Source organism: Deinococcus psychrotolerans (assembly GCF_003860465.1).
GTDB lineage: Bacteria > Deinococcota > Deinococci > Deinococcales > Deinococcaceae > Deinococcus > Deinococcus psychrotolerans.
Map to the genome: position 1 here is coordinate 355909 of NZ_CP034183.1, position 24092 is coordinate 380000.

The following is a 24092-nucleotide window of genomic DNA, read 5'->3' on the forward strand; positions in this document are numbered from 1 at the left end:
CTTTTGCCCTGATAAGGAGGGCCGCAACCATGAAAAACCCATCCGCCATGAAAACCCTGCTCAGCGCCGTCAACCCCCTCCAGCGCCACCAGCGCCAGAAGCTGGACGCCTCTCAGGTGCAAAACAACGCGGGCGGCTTTGTCTACGCCCTCAGCGACGCCTCCCGCCTGACCCGCTTTTTGGTGCTGGGCACCGAGGGCGGCACCTTCTACGCCGGAGCAAAGGCCCACACCGTGCAGGCCACCGACTTCGTGCGCGACTTGGTGCAGCGCGACGCGGCTTTGGCCCTGCGCTTAACGTTGGAGGTGGCCCGCGCTGGCCGCGCACCCAAGCCTGACCCGGCGCTGCTGGTGCTGGCGCTCATCGCCAAGACTGCGCCCAACGTGGCCGACCGGCAAGCGGCTTGGAACGCGCTGCCGGAACTGGCCCGCACCGGCACCATGCTGCTGCACTTTTTGGCGTTCACGCGGGCGCTGGGCGGCTGGGGACGGCTGACCCGCCGCGGCGTGGCCAATGTCTACGAAACACTGAGCGTAGAGAAGCTGGCGCTGTGGGCGGTCAAGTACAAGAGCCGCGACGGTTGGGCGCAGGCTGACGCTCTGCGGCTGGCCCACCCAAAAACCGCCGATCCCATTCGCAACGCCGTGCTGAAGTTCATGGTGAGCGGTGAACTGAAAGTGAAGGGCGACAAAATAGAAGGCGACAAAATGGAAGGCGACCGAGTGGACAGCGATACGGCTCCAGCCCTGCGCGTCATCGAGGGGCATGTGCTGGCCCAATCAGCCACCAGCGACGCCGAGGCGGCCGCACTGATGCTGGAGTACGGTCTGCCGATGGAGGGCGTGCCGACCCACCTGCGCGGCGCAGAAGTTTACCGGGCAGCCACCCAGACCGGCGGTTTGACCTGGCTGCTGCGTAACCTCGGCAACCTCAGCCGCGTGGGGGTGCTGACCGTCAACGACCGCGCCCTGATCGACGCGCTGATTGCCCGCTTGACCGACCCCGCCGCGCTCAAGCGTGGCCGCATTCACCCGCTTGACGCGCTCAAGGCCCGTTTGGTCTACTCGGCGGGTCAGGGCGTGCGCGGCAGCGGCACCTGGTTGCCAGTTCCCCGCATCGTGGACGCGCTGGAAGACGCCTTTTATACTTCCTTCGGTGCGGTGCAGCCTGCCGGAACCCGTCATTTGCTGGCGCTGGACATCAGCGGATCGATGACCGGCGGCCAGGTCGCGGGCGTGCCGAACCTGACGCCCAACATGGCGGCGGCGGCCATGAGCATGTTGGCCCTGCGGAGCGAGCCTGAAGCGCTGACGATGGGCTTTGCGGATCAGTTTCGGGCGCTGGGCATCACTCCCCGCGACACGCTGGAAGCGGCCATGAAAAAGGCGCAGTCTGCCAGCTTTGGGGCCACCGACTGCGCCCAGCCTATGTTGTGGGCGGCGGGGGCAGGCGTGGACGTGGACACCTTTGTCATCTACACCGACAACGAAACGTGGGCGGGCCAGGTTCACCCCAAAGTCGCTTTAGACCGCTACCGCCAGAAAACCGGCACCGCCGCCCGCTTGATCGTCGTGGGCCTGACCGCCACCGAGTTCAGCATCGCCGATCCGCAGCGCAGCGACATGCTCGACGTGGTGGGCTTCGATACCGCTGCTCCCACCCTGATGAGCGCGTTTGCGCGGGGCGAGGTTTAATTTCGCTAAACAGAGCTGGGCCGCTTGGAGACTCGTCCGGGCGGCCCACCTCCTCATCGGGCGTCATTGACCGACGTGCGCCGCTCCTCACCAAATCCCCGTATGCTGAGCGTATGTCTAGCCAGAACAGCTTGAATAAGAACGTCGCCCGTTTGGGTCTGCCCGCTTTGCTGGGCGGCCTGATGCTCAGCTCCTGTGCGCCCGTTCTGGGCAATGTGATCGATACCTCGCCTTCGCGCAAGAGCGCCGGGCCGCTGATCGTCGGTCAGACGTGGGCCATCAGCGGGCAGCTCTCCGGCACTTCGCTGAGCAAAACGCTCTCGGTGCCGACGCTGGTCGAAGTTCAGGACGGCAGCGGCACCCTCAGCGTGGCTGACCAGGCCACCGCCGCGCAGGTGCCGAGCGGAAGTTACCAGTACGTGTCGTACACCAACAGCGACCAGCTCAAAAAAGCCAGCTTCGTGTGGAATGAAGCGGCGGCTGGCGGCGGCGTCAACCGCTACGAGTGCTTGTCCAAGAACGTGGAGAGCTTGCCGCTGACCGGCGTGCTGACCCTCAAGCGGCAAAGCGAATCCACAGTTTTGGTCGGCACCTGCACCGCCACGCCCACCAATCCGCCGCCGCTGCCGACCAAGTAATTACTGACTTGCCCCAAGTCCCGCGTCTGCATTGCCCCAACCAGCAATCAACGCGGGATTTCTTAATTTGGTGTTGCCTCTTCTGGAGATTTGATGAGTTTACCGTCCGTCCTTAAACCCGCGCTGACACCCTTTATTCGGTTCGTGCAAAATGAAGCGTTCGCAGGCGTACTGCTGGTTTGCGTGGCCATCTTCGCCTTTGCTTGGGCCAATTCGCCCTGGGCCGCCAATTATTTCGATCTGCGCTCCACCTACTTCAAATTGACGCTGGGCAGCTCAGAACTCAAACTTTCCTTGGAACACTGGGCCAACGACGGTTTGATGGCGGTGTTTTTCTTGTTGGTGGGCTTAGAGATCAAGCGCGAACTCTTGATCGGTGAGTTGGCCTCGCGCCGGAAAGCGACCCTGGCAGTGGCCGCCGCCGCAGGCGGAATGCTGCTTCCGGCGGGCCTTTATGCGCTCGTCAACGGTGGCGGCGTGGGCGCGTCGGGCTGGGGCGTGCCGATGGCCACCGACATCGCCTTCGCGCTGGGCGTTCTGGCGCTGTTGGGCTCACGGGTGCCGCTGGGCCTCAAAATCTTTTTGACGGCGCTGGCTATCGTAGATGATCTGGGCGCAGTGCTGGTCATCGCCTTTTTTTATACTGCTGGCCTCAATCTGGCTTTTTTAGCGCTGGCCGCCCTGACCTGGGGGCTGGCCCTCTTTGCAGGCTGGCGCGGGTTGTTCAGCCTCAAAATCTATGCGGTGCTGGGCGCGTTCCTGTGGTTTTTTGTGCTGGAATCTGGCCTACATGCCACTCTCGCTGGGGTGCTGCTGGCGCTGGCGGTGCCGATTCGCAGGCCCGATCCGGCTGGTTACTTGGCCTCGCTGAATGCCGCGCCGAGGCCCACCGAAGGCGAGGAAGAAGAAGCCCGCCTGCTCGACCTCGAAGACCTGTTGGAGCGCTCCCAAAGCCCGCTGCACCGACTCGAACACGCCATTCACCCGTTCGTGACTTACGCGGTGCTGCCCGCCTTTGCCCTGATGAATGCTGGGGTCGCCATTGGTGGCGGCGCGGGGCTGGGTGTGGTGTCACTGGGCGTGCTGCTGGGGCTTCTGCTCGGCAAACCGCTGGGTGTGGTGGGCTTCGCGTGGCTGGCGGTGCGCTTTAAGCTGGCTTCTTTGCCTGACCGCGTCCACTGGGGCCACATGGTCGGCGCGGGGCTGCTGGCAGGCATCGGCTTTACCATGAGCTTGTTTGTCTCCAATCTGGCCTTTGGCAATGAGGCATTGCTGACCCAGGCCAAACTCGGTGTGCTGCTGGCCTCGGTGCTGGCGGCGGTGCTGGGCGCGGGCTGGCTGCTGGTGGTCAGCAAATCCGGCGTGGAAGGCGAAGCGCTGGACGGGGCAGTGAGCGCGGAGTAGGCCAAGCGCCGCCTCAATCCCGTACACTCGGCGCATGACCGGCCCCCGCAAAACGTCCAACCCAACCCGAAAACTTAAGTTGCGCCGCCCCGAGCCGCAAGCTCCGGCGGCTCCCAAAGCGGGTTACTTTGAGATTACCCCCGCCGAATTGCCGCCGCGCTTAGACCGCCTGACGGCCCTGACCAAATCCGGCGTGCGCGGCGCTCCGGGTATTGACGGCGCTCAGGCGCTCCTGACTGAAACTCTGATGCGCCAGCGGGTCAAAGGCGAGGTGCTGGATTTGACGGCGCTGGGCGGCCTGCTCGCCAGCTTGACCGGCGTGACCTTGCGGGCGGTGGAGGGTTCGGCCCCCGCGCTGGCCGCTTTGAGCGCAGCCAACCTGAGCCCGCAAGTGGCCGCTCCCGGTGACACGTTGGAGCGCTCGCCCACCGTCACCCTGATTTTGGCTGGTGACAGGGGCAACGCTTATATTCAGGCGCAAGTGGCCTGGGCGCACGCCTGCACGCCACCGGGCGGCATCCTGTACTTGGCCGGCGATAAAGACAAAGGCTTTGACCGCTACGTTCGGGCGGCGTCGGCCGTCTTTGGCATTGGCGAAACCATCGCCAAGGACGGCGGACTACGGGTCGCCAAACTGGTGCGCCGTCCCGGCCCCACGCCGCCGCAGCCCGCACCCGAAACCTACGATCATGACGGCCTTAAAGTGGTTGCCCTGCCCGGCGTGTTCAGCGCGGCGAAAATAGACAAGGCCACTGCGCTGCTGCTCAGAACGCTGGCTGACCTAGAACTGAGCGGCAAAACCGTGCTGGATTTGGGCTGCGGCGCGGGCGTGATCGGCGCGTGGGCGGCCAAGCAGGGCGCTGCCGTGACGCTGGCCGACGCCGATTTGAGCAGCGTCAGGAGCGCCGAGCAAACGCTGGCGGCTAACGAACTCACGGGCGACGTCATTCACAGCGACGTGGACGCCGATTTGGGTGAACGCCGCTTCGATTTGATTTTGTCTAACCCGCCCTTTCACGTGGGGCGCGGCGTGGTGCTGGACGTGGCCGCCGAATTTCTGGCCACCGCCCAGCGCCGCTTAAATGCCGGGGGCACAGCTTACTTTGTCGCCAACGACTTCTTGCCCTACGAAAAGCCGCTCTCCAGTTGGGCCACCGTAGAAGAGGTGGTGCGGGAGGGCGGCTTCAAAGTGCTCAGGGCGGTGCGCAAGTAATTTGGTGCTCTGAGCCGGACGCTTACTTGAAGGTTTTTAAGTAAGCCTGGAGCGCCACCAGCTCAGTTTTGGTTGGCGCTTTGCCCTTGTCGCCCGCGAAGCCGACCTTGCCCCAAAACGGCATCGGCGCTTTGAGCATTTTGCCGTGGTCATCTACATTTTTGAGCAGTGCCCGCTGGAAGATCGCCGCGCTCCAGTTGGCCACCTCGCCCGACAGCTTGGGGCCGAGGCCGCCCTGCGCTTTGGCTCCGTGGCAGGCCGCGCAGTTGGTTTGATAAATGCTCTGGCCCTGTTTGAGATCGGCAGAAGCGGCGGAAGCGGCGCTGAGCAGCGCGGCGGCGGCAAGAATGGGAAGTCGCATACTTAAGCTCATGCGCCAAAGATAACACTCAGATGAAAGGAGCAGCGTGAACGGGCCGCCCGGTTGATCTGTCCCGCTTCCGGCCCCGCTTTCTTGCTTAGAATTCTGGCTATGGAAACCTTCGCGTCCTTCAAAGTCGGCGGACAAAAAATCTACGGCATGGTTCACTTGCCCGAACCCGATCTGACCGGCACTCCCAAACCTCAGCACGGCTTTGCTGGCGTGGTCATTTTGCACGGCTTTACCGGCAACCGGGGCGGCGATCACCGTTTGCTGCCGCTGCTTTCGCGCTACTTGGCCGAGCGCGGAATCGCCTCGCTGCGCTTTGACTTTCGGGGCAGCGGCGAATCCGAGGGCGACTTCTCAGAAATGACCGTCAGCCGCGAAGTGGAAGACGCAGTAGCCGCTTTTGAGTACTTCAAAGACCTGCCCGAAATTGACCCCGAGCGGGTGATGTTGCTGGGCTTCTCGATGGGCGGATTGGTCGCCGCGCTGGCTGCGCCGCAAGTGCGTCCGCACCGGCTGGCGCTGTGGGCACCGGCTTTGCCCGAGCTGTGGCTCAAAATGCTACCCGGTGGGTTTGTGCCGCCCGCCATCATGGATCAGGGCGGCTGGCCGATTAGCCGCGAGTTCTTTTTGGAAATGCCGCGCCTGAATCCGCTCAAAGCCGCCGGGCAATTCGGTGGGCAGGCCCGCGTCTTTCACGGGGACGCCGATAAAACCTGTCCGCCGGAGTACGGTGTTCGCTACGCCGAGGCGCTCGGCTGCGACTGCATTGCCATTCCGGGCGGCACCCACACCTTCGAGAGCTTGGAAAGCACCGAGACGCTGTATAAGGCAACGGCGGCGTTTTTGCTGGGAGGGTGAGTTTTGGCCAGACGGTGTAGGGTGGCGACCACTTTGTTGCCGTTGTCCGTCTCCGCCATCATGCCTACTGACCTCCCTGCCCCGACCCGCTAAGCTGTAACGCACCATGATGTCTAATCGCTCCGACCCAGACATAACCGTGCGGGCCGACCATCTCCGCAAGGCGTACACCGTCACTGAAAAGGAAGCGGGCTTTCTGGGCAGCCTGCGGGCCTTCGTTCGGCCCAAAACGCGCACGGTGGAAGCGGTCAGGGGCGTCAGCTTCGAGCTGACCGGCGGCGAGATGGTGGGCTTTCTCGGCCCCAACGGCGCGGGCAAAACCACCACCCTCAAGATGCTCTCGGGCCTGCTGCACCCGTCTGGCGGCGCGGCCAGCGTGCAGGGCCACACGCCGCAAAAGCGTGAGGCGGCCTTCCTCAAACAGATCACGCTGGTGATGGGCCAGAAGCAGCAACTTATCTGGGACTTGCCCGCTCAGGACAGCTTCCTGGTCAATCAAGCGATCTACGAAATCTCTGACAGCGATTACAAAGCCACCATGCGTGAGTTCGACGAGGTGCTGGACTTGTCGGGCATTCTCAGCAAGCAGGTTCGCAAACTCAGTCTCGGCGAACGGATGAAATGCGAGCTGGCCGCCGCGCTGCTGCACCGCCCCAAAGTCCTGTTTCTGGACGAACCCACCATTGGCTTGGACGTGAACATGCAGGAGCGCATCCGCGAGTTTGTGCGTGAGTACAACGCCCGCTTTGGGGCCACCGTGATGCTGACCAGTCACTACATGGCTGACGTGACTGCCCTCTGTCAGCGCATTCTGGTGATCGACGGCGGCGAATTGGTCTTTGACGGCGATCTGGCGGGCCTGACCACCGGCCCCGACGCCCGCAAAACTGTGCGCCTGCAACTCAGCAGACCAGCCACCGCCGAGGAACTGGCCCGCTACGGTGAGGTGGTGCGCTTGGACGGCTTGGACGCTGAACTGACCGTGCCCCGAAGCGAAGTCAGCGCCCGCGCCGCCGCCCTGCTGACCCACTTTGAAGTGGCCGACCTGACTGTGGAAGACCCGCCGATTGAGCAGGTGATCGGGCAACTGTTCAGAAGCGAGAAGAAGCCTGAACTCGTGAAGGAACTGGCGTGAACTCTTCTTCAGCGCACCATATCTGGCGAAAATTCAAGGTGCTGATGGCGGTGCAGTTTGCCCACATGACCGTCTACCGCGCCGAAATCGTGATCTGGATGTTGTCGGGCACGCTCAGCCTGATTATGGGCCTGATCTGGATGCAGCAGGCGTCGTCGTCGCCAAAGGGTGAAATCGGCGGCTACACAGCCCAGGACTTTGCTTCCTACTTCATCGCCACCTGGGGCACGGCGCAGATTCTGGTGGTGTGGGTGGCCTGGGAACTCAGTTTCGACGTGCGGCAGGGCACGCTCTCGCCCAAGCTGCTGCGCCCGATTGATCCGTTCTGGATGCACTACGTCGGTCACTGGGCCGAGCGCATCGTCCGTCTGCCGCTGATGTTCGTGCTGCTGGTCATCTTCGCCCTGCTGACCGGAGCGCATTACACCACCGACGTTTCGCACTGGCTGGCGTACCTGATGCTGGTGCCGCTGGCCTTCACCCTGCGTTTTTTGCTGGAATATTCCATTGGCCTGCTGGCCTTCTGGTTTGAGGCCGCCGAAAACTTTCAGGAACTCATCTGGGTGCTCTACGCCGCGCTGGGCGGGCTGCTGGCCCCGATCAGCTTGTATCCGGCAGCGGTGCAGACGATCGCCTACGCCACACCGTTTCCGTACATGCTGAGCTTGCCCTGCAACCTGCTGACTGGCAAAGCCGATCTGGGCGACGCTCTGCGCGGCTGGCTGATTTTGCTGGGCTGGACGCTAACATTCGCGGCTTTGCGGGCGGTGCTGTGGCGGCGTGGCGTGCGGAAATACGGAGCGGTGGGCGCGTGAGGCGCGGTGAGGGCAGCAAAGTTCCTCTCATCAGGGCTATGAAGTGAGATTCTTCCGCCTCCTGCAAATCTACCTTTCTGCCAGTCTCAGCGTGCAACTGGCTTACCGCGCCAACTTCTTCGCGGCTCTACTGAGCAGCTTTGCCAACCTCGCCACCGGTTTGCTGGGCGTGTATCTGTTTTACAGCCGCCCCGAAATCAAGGAGCTTGGCGGCTGGAACTTGGAGGCAGCGCTGATGGTGGTGGGCTTCTTCACACTCACCGAGGGACTGATCAGTGTCTGGCTGCGGCCCAACCTGACTCAGCTCTCTGAAGGTATCCGCACCGGCACGCTGGACTTTTTGCTGCTCAAGCCGGTGGACGCGCAGTTTCAGCTCTCGGCCCGCAACCTCAATTTGCTGCGGCTGCCGGATATGCTGCTGGGCTTCGGCCTGATCGTCTGGTCGGCGGCGGCGCTGGGTACGGTCACACTCGGCGGGGCGTTACTGGCTGCCGTGCTCTATCTCAGCGCGGTGGCGATGGTCTACGCGATCTGGTTTATTCTCAACACCTCGGCCTTCTGGCTGGTCAACGTTCAGAACGTCACCGAGCTGTTTCAGGGGGTCTTCAGCGCAGGCCGCTACCCGCTGCAAGCGCTGCCGCTGTGGATTCGTCCGGTGCTGACCTTCGTGATTCCGGTGGCCTTCATCACGACCATTCCGGCTCAGGCTCTGCGCGGCGAGTTGGGACAGGCGGCGCTGTTCAGCCCGCTGGTGGCGCTGGTGCTGCTGGTGTTGTGCCGGGTGTTCTGGCTGCGGGCGCTGGGCAGCTACACCAGTGCCAGCAGCTGAGGCTCTGTTGGTTGGAACATTCTCAAACGACTTCCGCTGCCTGCGCTACCCTCAGAGTATGACCGCTCCCCTCCAACTGGCCGCCTCGCCCGAGGACACGCTGTACAAGCGTATCGGCCCCGAGGTGCTTCACGATCTGGTGACCCGATTTTACGGCCACGTCGCCCAGCACCCCGACCTGATTCCCATTTTCCCCGCTGACCTGAGCCTCACCGCCCGCAAACAGGAGGCCTTCCTGAGCGGCTTTCTGGGTGGGCCGCCGCTTTACCATCAGGAGTTTGGACACCCCCGCTTACGGGCACGGCACTTGCCGTTTGAAATCACCCCGACGCGGGCGCGAGCGTGGCTGGCCTGCATGAATACGGCTATACACGAAACTCCCGACCTCGCGCCCGACGCTGCCGCCGAACTGTTCGCCGCCCTGAGTCGCACCGCCGCCGCGATGGTCAACACGCCGGAACCCGCATGAGCGAGTTGGAACTGATTCACGCCGACATTCTCTATACCGGCATGGGCCTTCCTATTCGGGACGGCGCGGTGGTCACGGGAGGCCAAACCATCGCAGCAGCGGGCGACTTGGAGACGCTGCGCCGACAGTACCCGCAAGCCGATCTGCGCCGTACAGTGGGCGTAATTGCCCCGCCGCCAATCAACGCCCATGCGCATTTGGATATGTCCGACTATGCTTTTCAGGCGCTGCCGTATTTCCAGTGGATTCCTGAAGTGGTGATCGCTGGGCGGCTCTCACGCGGTCTAGCCGGAGCCAAAAAGGGTCTGGCCCAAGTCCAACACAGCGGCGTGGCGGCGTTGGGGGACATCGTCTGGCCCGGAGCGCCGGAAGTGATGGAGTGGTTGCTGAGCGAAGCTGAACTCAGCGGCGTGGCTTACTGGGAAGTGCTCGACCCCGACCCGGCCACCGCTGACGCCACCTTCGCTCAGGTGATGCAAGACGTGCAGCGTTTCCGCAAGCTGGAGCGCCCCGGCGGGATGCGGCTGGGCCTGTCGCCGCACGCCACCCACACCGTTTCATCCAAGCTGCACCGCCTCTTGGCCAACTTTGCGAGGCGTGAACACCTGCCGCTGCAAATCCACGTGGCCGAGCATCCGAGTGAAGTGGAGCTGGTTCAAAGTGGCACTGGCCCGCTTGCCCAAAGCTTTGCCCGCATGATTTCGTTTACCTCGCCCGACCTGACCTTGCCCGAAGTGCTGGGCCGCGCTCCCAGTCCCGACCTGACGCCCGTCTCGTATCTGGCCGAATTGGGCGTGCTGGACGCCAAGCCCACCCTGATCCATATGGTCAACGTCACCGACGAGGACATCCGCACGGTGGCGCAGGCTGGAGCCAATGTCGTGACCTGTCCGCGCAGCAATGCCAATCTGGAATGCGGCACTTTCCGCTGGACGGCTTTCGTGGCGGCGGGCGTGGACGTGGCGCTGGGCACCGATAGCGTGGCGAGCGGCGAAACGCTGAATATCTTTGACGAAATCGCGGCGGCGCGGCGCATTCACGCCAACTTAGACCCCCGCCTGATCGTGCGGGCAGCAGTCAAGGGAGGCAGCCGGGTGCTGGGAACGAAAGTGCCGTTTCTGCGGCGGGGCGAAGCGTGGAGCGAAGGGTTTATCTGGCCGGAAGCCTAGATCACTTCCCCCACTTCTTTAGCTGGTTCCAGTTTCGGCTCCAGCAAGGGCGCACTGCCCAGGCGGTTGATGCCGTCAAAGGCGGCGGTCTTGTAACACTCGGCCAGCGTGGGATAGTTGAAAACCGTGTTGACGAAGTAATCCACCGTGCCGCCAAACGCCATCACCGCCTGCCCGATGTGAATCAGTTCGCTGGCCCCGGTGCCGATGATATGCACGCCCAGCAGTTCCCGCGTATCCAGGTGGAAGATCAGCTTGAGGGTGCCCTGCTCGTCGCCGATGATCTGGCCCCGCGCAATTTCGCGGTACTGGGCCTTGCCGATCTCGTAGGGTACGCCCGCCGAGGTCAGTTCTTCCTCGTTCTTGCCGACGGTGCTGATCTCAGGAATGGTGTAGATGCCGTAGGGAAACAGCTCCGGCACGCTCTGAGTCGGGACGCCGAAAGCGTGACAGGTCGCCAAGCGCCCCTGCTCCATGCTGACGCTGGCCAGGCTGGGAAAGCCGATCACGTCGCCCACCGCGTAGATATGATTCACGCTGGTCTGGTAATGCCCGTTGACGCTGATGCGGCCCCGCTCGTCGGCGCTGAGGCCCGCTGCTTCCAGGTTGAGGCGCTCGGTGGCTCCCACCCGGCCAATCGCGTACAGCACCATATCGCTCAGAATTTCCTTGCCGCTGGCCAGCGTCACCTTGACCCGCTCGCCGAGGCGGTCTTGGACTTTTTCCACCACTTTCACCGCTTCGCCCAGCCGCAAGGTCATGCGGTTCTGGCGCATCTGGTAGGCCAGCACGTCGGTGATCTCGTGATCCACGAACTCCAGCAGGCGTGGGCGCTTGTCGATCAAAGTGACGCGCACCCCCAGCGCGGCGAACATGCTGGCATACTCGCAGCCGATGACGCCGCCACCGATAACGGTCACCGTGCGCGGCAAGTTCTGCAAATCCAAAATGTCGTCGCTGATAATGATCTTCTGGCCGTCGAAGGGAATTTTGGGGTCGCGGGCCGCTTTGGTACCCACCGCGACGACAATGGTGTGGGCCGTCACGTCACGCCAGCCGTCGCCGTGGCCGCGCACGTCGCGCAGCCGCACGGTGTTCGGCCCCATGAATGAAGCCTCGGCGTTGATGCTCTCCACCCGATTGCGGTGCAGTTGATTGCGAACCACGTCCAGCTCGTGTGACATCACGCTACTGGTTCTGAGCAGCAGGTCTTGCACGGTGATGTCATCTTTGACGGCGTAGGCGGAGCCGTACAGACCGCGCTCGTTGTAACCGCTCAGGTGCATGATCGCCTCGCGGAAGGTCTTTGAAGGGATGGTGCCGGTGTTGATGCACACCCCGCCGATGACCGCCTTGCGCTCGACCACCGCCACTTTTTTGCCGAGTTTGGCTGCCTGAATAGCCGCCCGCTGCCCGCCGGGGCCAGAGCCGATCACCAGCAGATCGTAAGTGAACTCTTCCGGGTGGGCGGTGTGGGGCGGCAGTGGGGTGTTGGCAGGCGAAGGGTGAGTAGGCACTGGCGTCATGGCGACCTCTTGGCAGGTGAGTGGAGGAGACGAAGCAGACGGAGCTGAGCTTACACGAACAACTTCACGCAAAGGTCAGCCATACAAAAGCCGCCCAGCAGCACACCGTCTTTTATTGTGTCGTGCCGAGTGCCGCTGAGGGCGGTTGCTTGTGAGAGTCGGCACTTACATGATTTTTGTCGCTTCACCCGCCGACCAAGCAGTAATGCTCAGATCGTTGACGCCCATTCCCTTGACCTTTTCCACCAACTCACCAACTTCTGGCTGATTCAGGTGAACTTGCATGGCGTCCATGCTCTCCCACTGCTCGCTGATGATAAATCCGCCGGGCGTTTCGAGATTCTCCGAAACTTGATAAAGCAGGCAGCCCGGCTCGGTGCGGGTCTGGGCGGCGAGGTCGCGCATCATGCTGCGGGCAGTGTCCAGGGGGGCTGCCGGAAACGTCAAAGTGCCGTGTGAAAGAATCATGCTGAAACCTCCGAGGATAGGTTGTGGCTGAGTTGCTGACCTCCAGTTTAGCTGGTCTGATACGCAGAAGTGGTTAAGGCGCGGCTTCCCTCTGGAGTCTGTGAAGGCGGTTGCGTGAGTTCAGAGCGCCCCGCTTGCCATCAGGCCGTCATCAGATTGAGATTGGTCTGGAGTCATACCCTAAGTTATGATTTCGCTTCGTTCGTTGACTGTGCTGGGCTTTTCCGCCGCACTGCTGAGTGCTTGTAACAGCGCAACTCCGCCCAAGCCTGCCCCCACTCCCGAAGTGACGCCTGTGCTGAGTGGGCAATTGGTGGGGATAGGCAACACCACCGCCAGCTTGAGTGGCAACAGCAAAACGCTGGCCGTGACCTCGGTGGACGCGGGGGGCAACTTCACCCTGACGCTGCCGACTTCCGCGCAGCTTTCGGGTGACAAGACCTCGCTGACAGCGGGCTTGCTGGCCGATCTGGGCTGCACAGGGGTACTGACGCTCGGTGATCCCAGCGCCAAAGGGTACGCCTTTGCCACCCTGACCGCCGGCAACGGTAAGGAATACGCCGATGCTACCGTAACCAAAACCCTGACCACCCGCACCCTGAAAGGCCGGGCCTACCTCTACGCCGATAAAGCCACTACGCTGGAGGGGCCGCTCAACTGCTCGGCGGCCACCGGCTACCCGACCACCGTGCAGGTCAGTATCGACGCTTTGGCGGGTTGGAACACGCTGGCCATCAACATCACCGGCTCGCTGGGTTTTGGCGGCATCAGCGTCGGCGGCACGGTGGGCAACGGCGCGGCCTTGCCAGGCAGCTTGTGGACAGATGTGGACAGTCTGCGGGCGCAGCTTGCCCCCTGAGTGCAACCAGAGCGTTTGTCATTCCGGCAGCGAGCACTTTACACTTCGTCTCATACGCATTGCAGTTGAGGGGCCACCTGCACGGCGTTGCGCCCAACCGCCTTGGCCGCGTAGAGGGCATGGTCTGCGGCCTGTAGTGTGGCTGTCAAATCAAGCTCGCCGCTCAGTACGGTGATTCCGAAACTGCCGGTCATGTTCAGCCCCGGCGCGATGTGTTCCCAGTTGGCGCGGTGCAGGGTGTCGCGCAGATGCTCGCACAGGCGCACGGCCTCGTCGAGCGGCGCTCCGGTGAGGATCACCACGAACTCCTCACCGCCCAGCCGGGCCAGCATGTCGTCACTTCGCAATTCCGCCGTGAGCAGGCGAGTGACCTCGGTCAGCACGGCGTCTCCGGTGATGTGCCCGTACAGGTCATTGACACGCTTGAAGTGGTCGAGGTCCATCAGCGCGATAGCACTGACCGGGCCGCCGCTCGCCGCACGGTCACGCAGTCGGGCCATTACCTGCATCGCCTGGGTGCGGTTCGGAATGCCGGTCAGGGGATCGCTCAGGGCCGCCTGCGCCATCGCCTGAGCATGAACCTTAGCCTCACGGGCCTGCTGCGCGATCTGACCGACCAAGGCACGCTGCTGGTGGTAATCGCGAAACAGCCGCTCCACCCCGCGCGTCACTGCCCGCTGCGTCTCGAACGCCTGCTCAAAGCGTCCGGCGTGGGCGTAAGCCTCGGCCAGTGTTTCGCGGGCGCGTGTCTCCCACAGGCCGTTGGCCGCCGCCTTGAAGTGCTCAATGGCCTGCTGAGCGTCATCAATCGCCGCCTCCAAATCGCCGATCTGCCCGCGCACCCGGCTGCGATCCAGCAAGGCACGGCCATAGAGCACCGGCACGTCGGCCTGCCCGGTCAGGCGCACATGTTCGTCAGCGAGTTGCTGAGCCGCCTTCAAATCGCCCTGCCACAGCGCGTAGCGGGTCAGGGCGTCCAGAACGGCGGTGGCTTCCAGTGAAGGTACGTCATTGCCCTCACGCTCCATGCCGCGCAGGAACGCCACCGAGAGCCGCAGTTGCTCCGCCGCTTCTGGTTGCTCGGCGAGCGGAATCTGAGCGCTCAGCAGCGCCTCGGCAGCTCCCACCACAAAGTTGATGTGGAAGGTGTTGAGCAGACCGACCGACTCGGGCAGCGCCAGTCCCCGGACATGCTCGGAGCGCAGCAGCCGGATCAGCACCAGCACGGCCTCGACGTAGTTGCGGCGCTCAAGTTCGTAGTGCGAGGTATTCACGGCGACCAATGCCACTCCACGGTCATCGTGATGTTCGCGGGCCAGCTCATCCGCCAGCGCAAATTGCACGCTCGCCCCCAGGTCGTCGTAGGATTCGGCCTGCACCAGCGCCAGAGCCACGTGCGCCTTGACCTGCAAGGGACCGTCCTGGCAGGCACGGGCCAGCTCCAGCGCACTCAGGGCGTGCGTCATGGCGCAGGCGGCTTCTCCCAGATCGATAGCGATGTAAACGGCGTCGCGGTGAAGCAGAGTACGCTCGGCAGCACTGATTTCCGATTGGGTGAGCTTCTTCTCCACCTCTTGCAGGGCTGTGCGCCGGGACAAGGTCATTAAGCGGGTCGACATGCCGTTCACGCCAGCCGCCCCGCAACGCCGCAACGCCGCTGCATCACAGAAACACCGAACATGCTTGCTCCAAATTCACGAACACCTCCACGATCTGCGGATCGAACTGGCTGCCCGCGCAGCGTTCAAGCTCGGCCAGCGCTTCCGACTGGGGCCAGGCCCGTTTGTAGGGCCGCTCGCTGACCAGCGCGTCGTAAACGTCCACCACGCTGAAGATGCGGGCCAGCAGCGGAATCGCCTCACCTGCCAGCCGATCTGGATACCCAGAGCCGTCCCAGCGCTCATGGTGATGGCGCACCACTTCCCTGACCGCACGCGGCACAAACACCTCGTCCCGGAGCATGTCGTCTCCGACCACCACATGGCGCTGCATCAGCCGCCGCTCCGCCGCCGTCAATTCACCGGGCTTACGCAGTACGTCGTCACCCACCGCCACCTTGCCGATGTCGTGCAGGTAAGCACCCCAGCGCAGATGCTGCAAGTCTTCTGGCGACTGCCCCAGCGCTTCCCCCAGTTGCAGCGCCAGCGTGGTGACACGGTCGGTGTGGCCGAAGGTATCGCCGTCACGGCCTTCGAGCACCCGGCCCAGCGCCCGTAAAGCCGCTTCGCGCGTCTGATGCAGATATTCAAGTCCGGCGGCGCGTTCCAGCGCTTGATCGATGCGGGCCGCGACCATGCCGAGCAGGGTCATGATTTCGCCGGGGGCTTCGTGACGGTGACGGGTATGCATCAGGCCGATCACGCCCACGACCTGCCCGCGTGAACGCAGCGGCGCGGCGGCGGCGGTGTAAATGCTGTGAACACGTGCGCCGCTCCAGCTCATGTAATCGGGCACCAACTGCGGGCTGCCGGTTCGCAACACCTCCGCCACCAGGCCCGCCGGTGGATGCGGCTCGCGTAACTGGGCAGCGCTGGGTGGGCCCTCATACTCTTCACCCTCCAGCACCGTCAAGGTGGCTTGCCCCTGGGAATCGATGCCGAACACCGCTCCGGAAGTAAACCCACTCACTTCAATAAGCGCTTGCAAAGCCAGCCGGGCAATCTCTTCAGGCCGGGTCAGGCGGTCGAGCTCCGGCGTCAGGGTGGCGAGGCGCTCGAATTGCCGCGCGGTGACCTGAGCGTGTTCGAGCGCCAGCCAGCGGCTGTAGGCCACTCCAGCCGCCTGTCCCAGCAGCAGCAGCGCCAGAGCGTCTGCCGCGTCCAGCCGCTCTGGGCTGTCGGTGGTATCGGCAGACAGCACGCCCAGCACCTGACCTTCCGGGTCGAGCAGCGGCACTCCCAGGTACATACCCGCCTGAGCACGCCCAGAGACGAAATACGCCTCGGCTATGTCCTGCGCCCGCTCAACGCTCTGCACCTCGCCCGAGTCAAAGACCCGCCAGCCCAGCGCCTCACCGCGCCTCAACTGCCGTCCGGTGGCCTCCTCGGCCAGATGACCGCTGGCGGCGACCACTTCCAACACGTCCAGCCCGGGCCGGTGCAGCAGCACCATCGAGGTGGTAGCCCGCGTGATCTCCAGCGCCAGACTGACGCAGCGCCGAAAGACATCCTCGGAAGACTGGGCCAGCAGCACCACTGTCTGCGCCTCCACACCGGGCTTGGGACGGTGCGGCCCGGAGGAGCGGTGCCGATTCGGGGCGGCAGACTTGACGAGGGTAGATTTCAAGTCCGCCTCCCTTGCCGTGTCCGGCAGAGCCGTTGACCCACACAAAAGAAGAAAAAGCGGCGAGGCATTGGCCCCAGTATACGTGTGCCATCTTACAGGCTTCTCATTGTGAAGACAGGTCAATTCACTCGGAAGGGTGGGCCGAAAAACAAACAGGTGATTTGTCTCTCTCCCCAGAAAATGAAGTTTGTCTTGTGCTGGAGCGACTTTACCCGCGAATCCGCTCCAGCAGGGCTGTATACCGCTCGTCTTTTTGCTTGCTCGCTGCTCTCACCCAGGCGCTCTGCGACCCTACGCTGACAAATCTTTCTTTGGCCCGCGTCAGGGCGGTGTAGGCGAGGTTGCGTGAGAGCATCGGCATGTGGGCTTCGTGCAGCACACCCAGCACCGTGTCCCACTCGCTGCCCTGAGCGCGGTGGACGGTGAGCGCGTAGCCGAGTTGCAAATTGAACAGTTCGGCCCCGGCGAGTTCCACCACGTTGCCGTCAAAGTCCACCTGTAACTTGCCCCGGTCTTCGCGCAAGACGGTGCCCAGCGTGCCGTTAAAAACCTCATTCTGATAATCGTTTTTGGTCTGCACCACGATGTCGCCCGCCCGCGCTTCGCCGTCGGCAATCCGGACGCCGCCCACTCCAGGATTAAAAATGCCCTGCAAATGGTGGTTGAGCGTCTCCACTCCCAGCGGCCCTTTGCGCATCGGGGTCAGCACCTGCACCTTGCCGGGGCCGCCGAGTTCGCGCACCAGCAGGGCTACCCGCCGTGCCCCCACGTCGGCGTCGGTGGCCACAAAGTGCAATTCGGCTGGCCCCCACTCCGGCGCTTTGCCACTGAGTAGGCCGTGCGCTGCCTGAATAATCGGATTTTTGGCGGCCTGCCGGTAGACCTGTGAGAGCCGAATAGTGGGCGCAACCTGCGTGATGGCGTGCAGCGGCAATCCGGCGTCCACTGGGGGCAACTGGTCGGTGTCGCCCACCAGCAGCACCCGCGCTCCCGGCGACACGGCATTGAGGAGGCTCAGCATCAGAGCGTCGCCGCACATGCTCACCTCGTCCACGATAATCAGGTCGTAGGGCGCAGGTTCGAGGTGGTTGTGCCTGAAGCCCTCCGGCCCGTAACCGAGCAAGCGGTGAATGGTGCTCGCACTCCGGCCCGTGACCTCGCCCAGCCGCCGCGCCGCTTTGCCGGTGGGGGCGCACAATCCCACTTCCAGGTCGAGCGATTCGGCGAGGTCGGCCACTGCCCGCGTGGTGGTGCTTTTGCCGGTGCCGGGGCCGCCGGTCAGCACCACCAGCCGGTTATCTTCTAAGAGGTGTAGCACGGTGGCCTGCTCCTCGGACAGCCCCTTGTCCGCGCCTCCCGGCACATTCCATTCGCCGGTGGGCGGCGTGGCGATCAGGGTGCGGATCACGCCCGCCAGCCGCCGCTCGGCCCGCAGCACCGGCGGCAGATAAATCCGGCCCTCGTCGTCTTTGAGACGGCCCAGCTCTATGGCGTTGTCGAGCGCCAGCATGGCTTGTTCCGGTGAGACGCGGGCGTAGTGGCCGACGCCTTTTTCAGCCCGGGTGCGCGGCAAAAAGCTGTGCCCACCCTGCTGAGCGGCCTGCTGAATGGCGTACACGGCGGCGGCGGTCAGGCGGCGCGGGTCGTCGCTGGTGATGCCCTGCTCCTGCGCCAGTTTGTCGGCGGTCAAAAAGCCGATGCCCTCTACTTCGGTCAGGGCGTAGATATCGGCGCTGAGGCGCTCGGCTGCCGCTTCGCCAAAGTGCTTGGTGGCCCGCTGCGCCTGCGAGATGCTCAGGCCCAGCCCCTGCAACGCCGCCAGAGAGCGCCGCTCGCCGCCCTGAACGCTCCAGCTCTGGGTCATCTTGAAGAGAGTGGCCTGGGTAATCCCCGGCACTTGCAGCATTTTTTCTGGCGTCTCCGAGAGCACTTCGAAGGTGGCGGAACCAAAGTGCGAGGCGATTCGCTTGGCCAGCACCTTGCCGACGCCACCCACCCGGGCTTCCAAGTAGGCCGCCACGCCTTCTTCGGTGAGGTCGCTGGGTGCGGCTTCCAGCACCATGTTCAGCACCTTGTACTGATAGCCGTACTCGCGGTGCTCTTCCATGCTCACTTCGGCGGTGAAGCTGTCGCCCACGTCCAGCGGCGGCATCAAGCCCACCACAGTGGCGTCGTCGTCCTCGCCTTCCTCGTTTTTGAGGGTCGCCGATAGCACGGTAAAGCCGCTGTCGGCGCGGTAACGGACTTTGTTGACGCTGCCCGACACCCGCAGATGCTGAGCTTGGGGAGTCAGGTGTTGCTGGGTGGGGTCGGCGGCGTTCATTCTGTTGTCAGCATATCAGAGTCAACCGATCTCAGAGTCAACCGATTGGGGTCGCCAAGGTCGCTGCCGCCCGCTCATCTGCTGGCTAGCCGCCGCCTCAGCTCGCGCCGCTATACTGACCGGCGTGTTTTCGCTGCTTGCCGCCCTCCTCCTGCCTCTTCCCGCTGCGGCCGTTGCTCCGCCGCCGGCCTTGCTGCTGAGCGTGCCTGATCCGGCAGGGGACGCCAGCGGCGACGGCAGTTATCAGTTGCCCACTCGCCCAGCCCTCAGCGCTTCGACACTTGATCTGCGCTTGTTTAAGGCTGAAAACATCGGCGGCAAACTGCGCCTGAGTGTGTCGTTCGGGGCCGTTGGCAATCCCTGGAACGCGCCCGCTGGCTACTCCGGCGCGGTGCTGGATATTTTTGTCAAAACGGCTCCGGGCGGTGTCAGTGACTTGACGGGTCTGGGCCTGCGGGTGGCGGGGTCGTCGGGCTGGCAGGAACATTACCGCCTCGACGGTTTTCAGGTGCAGCATTTCAGCGCTCCGCCGCAAACTGACCAAGCTGCCGCCCAACCCCTGCGCCCCGTCCTCGCTCCCGACGCGCCGCGAGTCACGCTGCAAGGCACTGAGCTGACCTTGGACACTGGCCTCAAAGCGGGCGAGTACAGCTACTGGGTAACCAGCAGCGTCTACAGCCCCTTCAGTCCCGACGGACTTTTGCGGCCCGGCGGCGACACTTCGGCCAGCGGCCTTCGGAGCGCCCGCGAAGGCACGCCTGTTCCAGTGGATGTGCTGCTGAGCGGCGATCAAAAACAGGTCTACGCGACTGGTGTTTTGCCCGCTGTCGGTCAAATCCGTGACACCCGCTCCGTGATTTTGCTGGGGCTGGCGATTGCCGGACTTCTGGCGGCGGCTGTGCTGAGTGTCCTGGCGTGGCGGCGCGGCGCTTGAGGCTTGGCAAGCTGAGTTTCAAAAGTGCTCAAAACGGCGCGGGCTGGGTGCTGCTGGCGGCTTTTTTGTGGGGGCTGCTGGGTATCTTCGGTAAGTTCGCGCAGGCTCAGGGCCTCGGGCCGCTGGAAGTGGCCTTCTGGCGGGCGCTGCTGGGCGGGGCCTGCTTTGCCCTCAGCGCCGGGCTTCGCCGCTCCCGCCTACCGCGTGGCCGCGATCTGCTTCTGACGATTCTGTTCGGCTTGGCGGGCGTCAGCATTTTTTACGGCAGTTACCAACTGGCGGTGCGGGCAGGCGGGGCGAGTCTGGCCTCAGTGCTGCTCTACACCGCTCCCGCGTTCGTGGCGCTGTCCGGTTGGCTGTTCTGGAAAGAGCGCCTCGGGCCGCGTGAACTCGGCGCAGTGGTTCTGACGCTGGGCGGCGTGGCGCTGATTTCGCTGGGTGGCGGCTCGGGCGTGCAGGTGTCGGCGCTCTCGCTGGGGTGGGGCCTCACGGCTGGCCTGACCTACAGTTTGTATTACCTCTACGGGCGGGTCTTTTTTGAGCGTTACGATCCGCAAGCCCTTTACGCGGTGGCGCTGCCCGTGGGGGCGCTGGGTCTGCTGCCGTTCGTGCCTTTTGCTGCCAAAACGTCCGTCGCCTGGTTTAACCTGGGCTGCATTGCCCTGCTGTGTACCTTCGCCGCTTATACCGCTTACAGCTTGGGCCTCCGGCGGCTCAATCCCACTCGCGCCAGCGTGATCGCCAGCTTGGAGCCGGTGGTGGCGTCTGTGCTGGCCGCCCTGCTGTTTGCCGAGCGCCTCAGCCCTCCGGCCCTCTTCGGTGCGGCGCTGGTGATCGGCGCGGCTTTGCTGTTCAGCACCGCTTCCAAAGTGCAGCACCCGGCGGCGGGATAAAAGGTTGGGGCAAGGTAAGCGGCGACAGGAAGAAGCGGGCGCGGTGGTGTTAAATACAGGGGTGTTAAACGAATATGTGGTCTTTGACCTCGAAACCACGGGCCTGAGTCCCGAAAAAGACGCCATCGTAGAAATCGGCGCACTCAAAATCAGAGACGGCCAAGTTCGGGAAAGCGAGCGTTTCGAGTCACTCGTTCGTCCCCAGCGGGCCGACGGCTCGGCCATGCCGATTCCCTGGCAGGCCCAGCGCGTTCACGGCATCAGCGACCAGATGGTGGCGCAATCGCCGCTGCTGGGCGCGGTGCTGCCCGACTTTCTGGCTTTCGTGGGCGGCGCAGCGGTGGTGGCCCACAACATCTCCTTTGACGGCGGCTTCATGCGGGTGGCGACCCGTCGGCACGGCCTGAGCTGGACACCTGCGCGTGAGCTGTGTACGGTGCAGCTCTCGCGCCGCGCCTTTCCCCGTGAGCGGGCGCATAACCTGGGGGTGCTGGCCCAGCGCCTCAATCTCGAATTTGCTCCCGGAGGCCGCCACCGCAGCTTCGGGGACGTGCAGCTGACGGCTCAGGCGTTCGTGCAACTCATGCAGATGCTGGAGACGGTGGGAACAGGGGAGAGAGAAAAGCTCAAATCCTGGTGAGGCGGAGTTTGGTGGAGCCGGGCACGTTCAAGGCTGTTCATGCTGCCCCCTGTTTACCCCTTCCAGAACCCGCCCCCTCTTTGCTACACTGCTAAAGTTGCACGGTTGCCGCCTCGCCCTGCCAGCTTGAACCCAACTCACCAAGCGCAGGAAGCAAGAACGCGAGCGGCAAACCCGTCCCAGAGGGAGAAATACACTATGGAACTGAAAGCCACCCCCAGAAACACCCAAGACAAGCTGCCGGTGGGCATGATCCCCGCCGTCGCTTACAACAAAGAGCACAATGTCTCGTTTACCATTGACCTCAAAGCCTTTGACCGGGCTTTCCGTGCTCAGGGCACGGCGGGCTTGTTCGATATCACCATCGAAGGCGGCGAAACCTTCCCCGCACTGGTCAAAGCCGTGCAGATGGACAAGCGCAAGCGCGTCGCGCAGCACGTCGACTTTTTCATGGTCACGTACGGCCAGCCGATTGAAGCCAGCGTGCCGGTTCACATCAAAGGCAAGAGCCAGGGCGAAGTCATGGGCGGCTTGGTGGACATCGTCACCCACAGCCTCAGCATCATTGCCCCCGGCCCGCGCCGGATTCCCCAAGAAATCGTGGTGGATGTCAGCAAGCTCAACATCGGCGATCACATCACCGCAGGCGATCTCAAGTTGCCTGAAGGTGTCAAACTGGCCGTCGACGAGAGCATCATGATCATCAGCGTCTTGCCGCCGCGCCTGACTGCCGAGGAAGCCGAAGCCGAAACCCAGGCCGCGCAGGTTGCGGGCATGGTCGCGTCCGGCGAACTCAGCGAAGCCGCCGCCGAAGCTGTTCTGGAAGGCGAAACCAGCTTGGAAGAAGCCAAAGCCGAGAGCAGCGAGGAAGTGGCCAAGGAAGAAAGCGAAGACGACTCCAGCAAAGCCAGCGAAGAGTAAGCCTTACTTTCGAACCAAGAGCGCGGTTCCTTCGGGGGCCGCGCTCTTTGATTTGGGTGACAGTTTGTAGGCGAAAGGATGAATGTCACTCTGCGGTATGGTGGAATTTAGATGCCGTTCTAAATCTTCATGGCACTTTTATGACATGCATTCTCAACTGATAATCGCTGTATATCAGTTTCTTGCCGTCTTTGCTGAATATCGGCCCATAACAGGCATTTGGATATTTCTTTAGGATCTTACCTGTTTTTGAGTCTCTGAGTGCGATTGTGCCGTCGCCGAATTTTGATTCTGGTAGATCGTCTGGTTTATCGGAAGCCGAACAACGGCTGGTTCCAACCGCGTCTCCTGTCACATCTCCGCGTGTAGCCAGGTACTGTCCATCTGGGCTGAAGACAGTCTGGAAGATGCCAAGTTTCTGACCTGTGAGTTGGTACTGAATTTTTCCCGTATCGAAGTCTCGCACCCAGCCAGCCGATGACAGCCTGTTAACCTTGACAGGTCTAGGCTGAAGATAAATGACTAGACCCCCGGCGACCAATCTTTCATCTGGACTGACTGACGTTGAACTTGAGACAAAATCGCCTTGATATAAGGCTGCTCCAATACTATTATCTCGCTCATCAATTGTCTTGTAGATTGGTTTTCGCGTGAAATTTATCGATCTAGTTGGCGATTCTGTAATTCCCGATCTATAGACTTTTACATCATCTACTGAAAAGACAAATATTTTTCCATTTTTTGTGAGTCTCGCATCAGCAGACTCCCAACCAATTGATACGTTTTTCGGGTTGCAGATTTGTAGCTTGTCATTGAATTTTAGATTCTCTAGTTTAAGAAATTCTATCTCACACAAGCCGCTGATGACCAAATAGCGACTGTCCCCAGTAAAATTTCCACTGAGGCGTCTATTCGAAATAGGATTGGGCATAATCTTTTCGTCTGTGCCGATACTGTACAGTCTGGAGTTTATTATGGCGAATCTGCCACTCTTATCAAAAGTGACAGGGGATAGCGAAGATCTATCAGTCATTAAATTTAATCGCGCCTCGTCGAGAAAATCTAAATGATGCACTTCGCCGATTCTGCCGTCAGAGCTCAATTCCAAGGTTCTTAAAGAAAAATCTCTAAAATCGTAGATATCTAAGTACCTGAATCCTCTGCCAAGCGCACTGTAAACATAACTGTAAACACTATGACCGTCAGGTGAAAGTGCCGAGATGGGAGCATGGAGAGAAACGATCTTCTCCGCTTCGCCCGCTCCCAATGTCAATGACAAACATCCGCAAAAGATTTTGCGTAGGATTTGATGCATCCCTAAGTTTAAAAGAATCAACCCGCCACTTCTTCCAGCACCGTCAGCCCCGCGTATTTCAAAATCAGGCGTTTTTGCCCCACGCCCGGAAAGTACACCAGCACTTCGCGCTTGTCGCCCTGGTGAAAGCCCTGAGTGAACACCCCATCGCCAAATTTGGCGTGCCTCAGCCGCAGCGGTTTGGTTTTGGCCACCACCTTCTGAATCTCGCGGCTGGGAATGCCGAGGCGGGCGCTGACTTCTGGCAGTGACAGGCCCTGCAAATCTAGCAACTCGCGGGCCTGAGCTGCCCAGGAAATCGGCCCAGCGTTTGGCGTCTCGCTTGTGGCAATGA

At 62.4% G+C, this 24092-nt stretch carries 23 protein-coding genes (1 of these 23 running past the window's edge); 15 read left to right on the forward strand and 8 right to left on the reverse strand.

Features of this window, described 5'->3' with window-relative positions; all coding sequences use genetic code 11:
* Positions 1-29 precede the first annotated feature (29 nt).
* The 4 genes from rsr (at position 30) to EHF33_RS01785 (ending at position 4949) form a co-directional block, all read left to right on the forward strand.
* Positions 30-1694, forward strand: coding sequence for an RNA-binding protein Rsr (gene rsr / locus EHF33_RS01770; protein WP_241191207.1), 1665 nt, complete (start codon positions 30-32; stop codon positions 1692-1694).
* Between the two features lie 113 nt (positions 1695-1807).
* A complete protein-coding gene (locus EHF33_RS01775; RefSeq protein ID WP_124867351.1) occupies positions 1808-2332 on the forward strand; it encodes a hypothetical protein in 525 nt (174 codons plus the stop codon).
* Positions 2333-2425: 93 nt separating this feature from the next.
* On the forward strand, positions 2426-3736 hold the full coding sequence (gene nhaA, locus EHF33_RS01780; protein WP_124867352.1) for a Na+/H+ antiporter NhaA: 1311 nt from the start codon (positions 2426-2428) through the stop codon (positions 3734-3736).
* A gap of 34 nt (positions 3737-3770) precedes the next feature.
* Positions 3771-4949: a class I SAM-dependent methyltransferase gene (locus EHF33_RS01785; RefSeq protein ID WP_124867354.1), complete on the forward strand. Its 1179-nt coding sequence runs from the start codon at positions 3771-3773 to the stop codon at positions 4947-4949.
* A 22-nt stretch (positions 4950-4971) separates the two neighbouring features.
* On the opposite strand, the gene EHF33_RS01790 is transcribed toward EHF33_RS01785, so the two are convergent.
* Positions 4972-5310, reverse strand: coding sequence for a c-type cytochrome (locus EHF33_RS01790; RefSeq protein ID WP_164473380.1), 339 nt, complete (start codon positions 5308-5310; stop codon positions 4972-4974).
* Between the two features lie 111 nt (positions 5311-5421).
* On the opposite strand from EHF33_RS01790, the gene EHF33_RS01795 reads away from it, so the two are divergent.
* The 6 genes from EHF33_RS01795 to EHF33_RS01820 all read left to right on the forward strand — a co-directional run bounded on the left by EHF33_RS01795 (position 5422) and on the right by EHF33_RS01820 (position 10594).
* The gene (locus EHF33_RS01795) at positions 5422-6177 is read left to right on the forward strand and encodes an alpha/beta hydrolase family protein (protein ID WP_124867358.1); all 756 of its coding nucleotides are present in this window, start codon (positions 5422-5424) and stop codon (positions 6175-6177) included.
* A gap of 106 nt (positions 6178-6283) precedes the next feature.
* Positions 6284-7312, forward strand: a complete 1029-nt coding sequence (locus EHF33_RS01800) for an ABC transporter ATP-binding protein (RefSeq protein WP_124867360.1) — start codon at positions 6284-6286, stop codon at positions 7310-7312.
* Positions 7309-8127: an ABC transporter permease gene (locus EHF33_RS01805; RefSeq protein WP_241191208.1), complete on the forward strand. Its 819-nt coding sequence runs from the start codon at positions 7309-7311 to the stop codon at positions 8125-8127. Before EHF33_RS01800 ends, EHF33_RS01805 begins: the two co-directional genes overlap by 4 nt.
* Positions 8128-8170: 43 nt before the next feature.
* Positions 8171-8956 carry an ABC transporter permease gene (locus tag EHF33_RS01810; RefSeq protein WP_124867362.1) on the forward strand — a complete coding sequence of 262 codons (786 nt, stop codon included), beginning with the start codon at positions 8171-8173 and terminating at the stop codon, positions 8954-8956.
* A gap of 58 nt (positions 8957-9014) precedes the next feature.
* Positions 9015-9425 (forward strand): globin domain-containing protein, encoded by a 411-nt coding sequence (locus EHF33_RS01815; protein WP_124867364.1) that lies wholly within the window; start codon positions 9015-9017, stop codon positions 9423-9425.
* Complete coding sequence (locus tag EHF33_RS01820; RefSeq protein ID WP_124867366.1) at positions 9422-10594, forward strand: amidohydrolase family protein; 1173 nt, start codon at positions 9422-9424, stop codon at positions 10592-10594. The genes EHF33_RS01815 and EHF33_RS01820 overlap by 4 nt, the downstream gene beginning before the upstream one ends.
* Here EHF33_RS01820 and sthA read toward each other — a convergent pair.
* A complete protein-coding gene (gene sthA / locus EHF33_RS01825; RefSeq protein WP_241191209.1) occupies positions 10591-12120 on the reverse strand; it encodes a Si-specific NAD(P)(+) transhydrogenase in 1530 nt (509 codons plus the stop codon). The genes EHF33_RS01820 and sthA overlap by 4 nt on opposite strands.
* A 165-nt stretch (positions 12121-12285) precedes the next feature.
* Positions 12286-12588, reverse strand: a complete 303-nt coding sequence (locus EHF33_RS01830) for a putative quinol monooxygenase (RefSeq protein ID WP_124867368.1) — start codon at positions 12586-12588, stop codon at positions 12286-12288.
* Positions 12589-12775: 187 nt separating this feature from the next.
* Here EHF33_RS01830 and EHF33_RS01835 point away from each other — a divergent pair, with 187 nt between their 5' ends.
* Positions 12776-13447: a hypothetical protein gene (locus EHF33_RS01835; RefSeq protein ID WP_124867370.1), complete on the forward strand. Its 672-nt coding sequence runs from the start codon at positions 12776-12778 to the stop codon at positions 13445-13447.
* A 50-nt stretch (positions 13448-13497) separates the two neighbouring features.
* Here the strand turns inward: EHF33_RS01835 and EHF33_RS01840 are convergent, their stop codons facing one another.
* The 3 genes from EHF33_RS01840 to recD2 form a co-directional block, all read right to left on the reverse strand.
* Positions 13498-15066, reverse strand: a complete 1569-nt coding sequence (locus tag EHF33_RS01840; RefSeq protein ID WP_241191210.1) for a GGDEF domain-containing protein — start codon at positions 15064-15066, stop codon at positions 13498-13500.
* Between the two features lie 43 nt (positions 15067-15109).
* The gene (locus tag EHF33_RS01845; protein WP_124867372.1) at positions 15110-16732 is read right to left on the reverse strand and encodes an HD domain-containing phosphohydrolase; all 1623 of its coding nucleotides are present in this window, start codon (positions 16730-16732) and stop codon (positions 15110-15112) included.
* A gap of 208 nt (positions 16733-16940) precedes the next feature.
* The gene (gene recD2, locus EHF33_RS01850) at positions 16941-19055 is read right to left on the reverse strand and encodes an SF1B family DNA helicase RecD2 (protein ID WP_124867374.1); all 2115 of its coding nucleotides are present in this window, start codon (positions 19053-19055) and stop codon (positions 16941-16943) included.
* Positions 19056-19179: 124 nt separating this feature from the next.
* Here recD2 and EHF33_RS01855 point away from each other — a divergent pair, with 124 nt between their 5' ends.
* The 4 genes from EHF33_RS01855 to EHF33_RS01870 all read left to right on the forward strand — a co-directional run bounded on the left by EHF33_RS01855 (position 19180) and on the right by EHF33_RS01870 (position 22443).
* Complete coding sequence (locus EHF33_RS01855; RefSeq protein ID WP_241191211.1) at positions 19180-19989, forward strand: glucodextranase DOMON-like domain-containing protein; 810 nt, start codon at positions 19180-19182, stop codon at positions 19987-19989.
* Between the two features lie 11 nt (positions 19990-20000).
* Complete coding sequence (locus tag EHF33_RS01860; RefSeq protein WP_124872712.1) at positions 20001-20882, forward strand: DMT family transporter; 882 nt, start codon at positions 20001-20003, stop codon at positions 20880-20882.
* A gap of 61 nt (positions 20883-20943) precedes the next feature.
* Complete coding sequence (locus EHF33_RS01865; RefSeq protein WP_124867376.1) at positions 20944-21522, forward strand: 3'-5' exonuclease; 579 nt, start codon at positions 20944-20946, stop codon at positions 21520-21522.
* A gap of 198 nt (positions 21523-21720) precedes the next feature.
* The gene (locus EHF33_RS01870) at positions 21721-22443 is read left to right on the forward strand and encodes a 50S ribosomal protein L25/general stress protein Ctc (RefSeq protein WP_124867378.1); all 723 of its coding nucleotides are present in this window, start codon (positions 21721-21723) and stop codon (positions 22441-22443) included.
* 127 nt (positions 22444-22570) lie between these two features.
* On the opposite strand, the gene EHF33_RS01875 is transcribed toward EHF33_RS01870, so the two are convergent.
* Positions 22571-23758: a WD40 repeat domain-containing protein gene (locus EHF33_RS01875; RefSeq protein WP_124867380.1), complete on the reverse strand. Its 1188-nt coding sequence runs from the start codon at positions 23756-23758 to the stop codon at positions 22571-22573.
* Positions 23759-23775: 17 nt separating this feature from the next.
* A protein-coding gene (locus EHF33_RS01880) for a DEAD/DEAH box helicase (protein ID WP_124867382.1) crosses the window boundary here: on the reverse strand, positions 23776-24092 show its final stretch. Its footprint extends 2317 nt past the window's final position; only the last 317 of its 2634 coding nucleotides appear in the window; the start codon falls outside the window, past its right edge — the gene reads right to left on this strand; it ends in the stop codon at positions 23776-23778.

Coding starts and splice junctions, on each gene's coding strand:
- rsr (WP_241191207.1), top strand. CDS start 30: ATGAAAAACCCATCCGCCATGAAAACCCTGCTCAGCGCCGTCAACCCC.
- EHF33_RS01775 (WP_124867351.1), top strand. CDS start 1,808: ATGTCTAGCCAGAACAGCTTGAATAAGAACGTCGCCCGTTTGGGTCTG.
- nhaA (WP_124867352.1), top strand. CDS start 2,426: ATGAGTTTACCGTCCGTCCTTAAACCCGCGCTGACACCCTTTATTCGG.
- EHF33_RS01785 (WP_124867354.1), top strand. CDS start 3,771: ATGACCGGCCCCCGCAAAACGTCCAACCCAACCCGAAAACTTAAGTTG.
- EHF33_RS01790 (WP_164473380.1), bottom strand. CDS start 5,310: ATGCGACTTCCCATTCTTGCCGCCGCCGCGCTGCTCAGCGCCGCTTCC.
- EHF33_RS01795 (WP_124867358.1), top strand. CDS start 5,422: ATGGAAACCTTCGCGTCCTTCAAAGTCGGCGGACAAAAAATCTACGGC.
- EHF33_RS01800 (WP_124867360.1), top strand. CDS start 6,284: ATGATGTCTAATCGCTCCGACCCAGACATAACCGTGCGGGCCGACCAT.
- EHF33_RS01815 (WP_124867364.1), top strand. CDS start 9,015: ATGACCGCTCCCCTCCAACTGGCCGCCTCGCCCGAGGACACGCTGTAC.
- EHF33_RS01820 (WP_124867366.1), top strand. CDS start 9,422: ATGAGCGAGTTGGAACTGATTCACGCCGACATTCTCTATACCGGCATG.
- sthA (WP_241191209.1), bottom strand. CDS start 12,120: ATGACGCCAGTGCCTACTCACCCTTCGCCTGCCAACACCCCACTGCCG.
- EHF33_RS01830 (WP_124867368.1), bottom strand. CDS start 12,588: ATGATTCTTTCACACGGCACTTTGACGTTTCCGGCAGCCCCCCTGGAC.
- EHF33_RS01835 (WP_124867370.1), top strand. CDS start 12,776: ATGATTTCGCTTCGTTCGTTGACTGTGCTGGGCTTTTCCGCCGCACTG.
- EHF33_RS01840 (WP_241191210.1), bottom strand. CDS start 15,066: ATGTCGACCCGCTTAATGACCTTGTCCCGGCGCACAGCCCTGCAAGAG.
- recD2 (WP_124867374.1), bottom strand. CDS start 19,055: ATGAACGCCGCCGACCCCACCCAGCAACACCTGACTCCCCAAGCTCAG.
- EHF33_RS01870 (WP_124867378.1), top strand. CDS start 21,721: ATGGAACTGAAAGCCACCCCCAGAAACACCCAAGACAAGCTGCCGGTG.
- EHF33_RS01875 (WP_124867380.1), bottom strand. CDS start 23,758: ATGCATCAAATCCTACGCAAAATCTTTTGCGGATGTTTGTCATTGACA.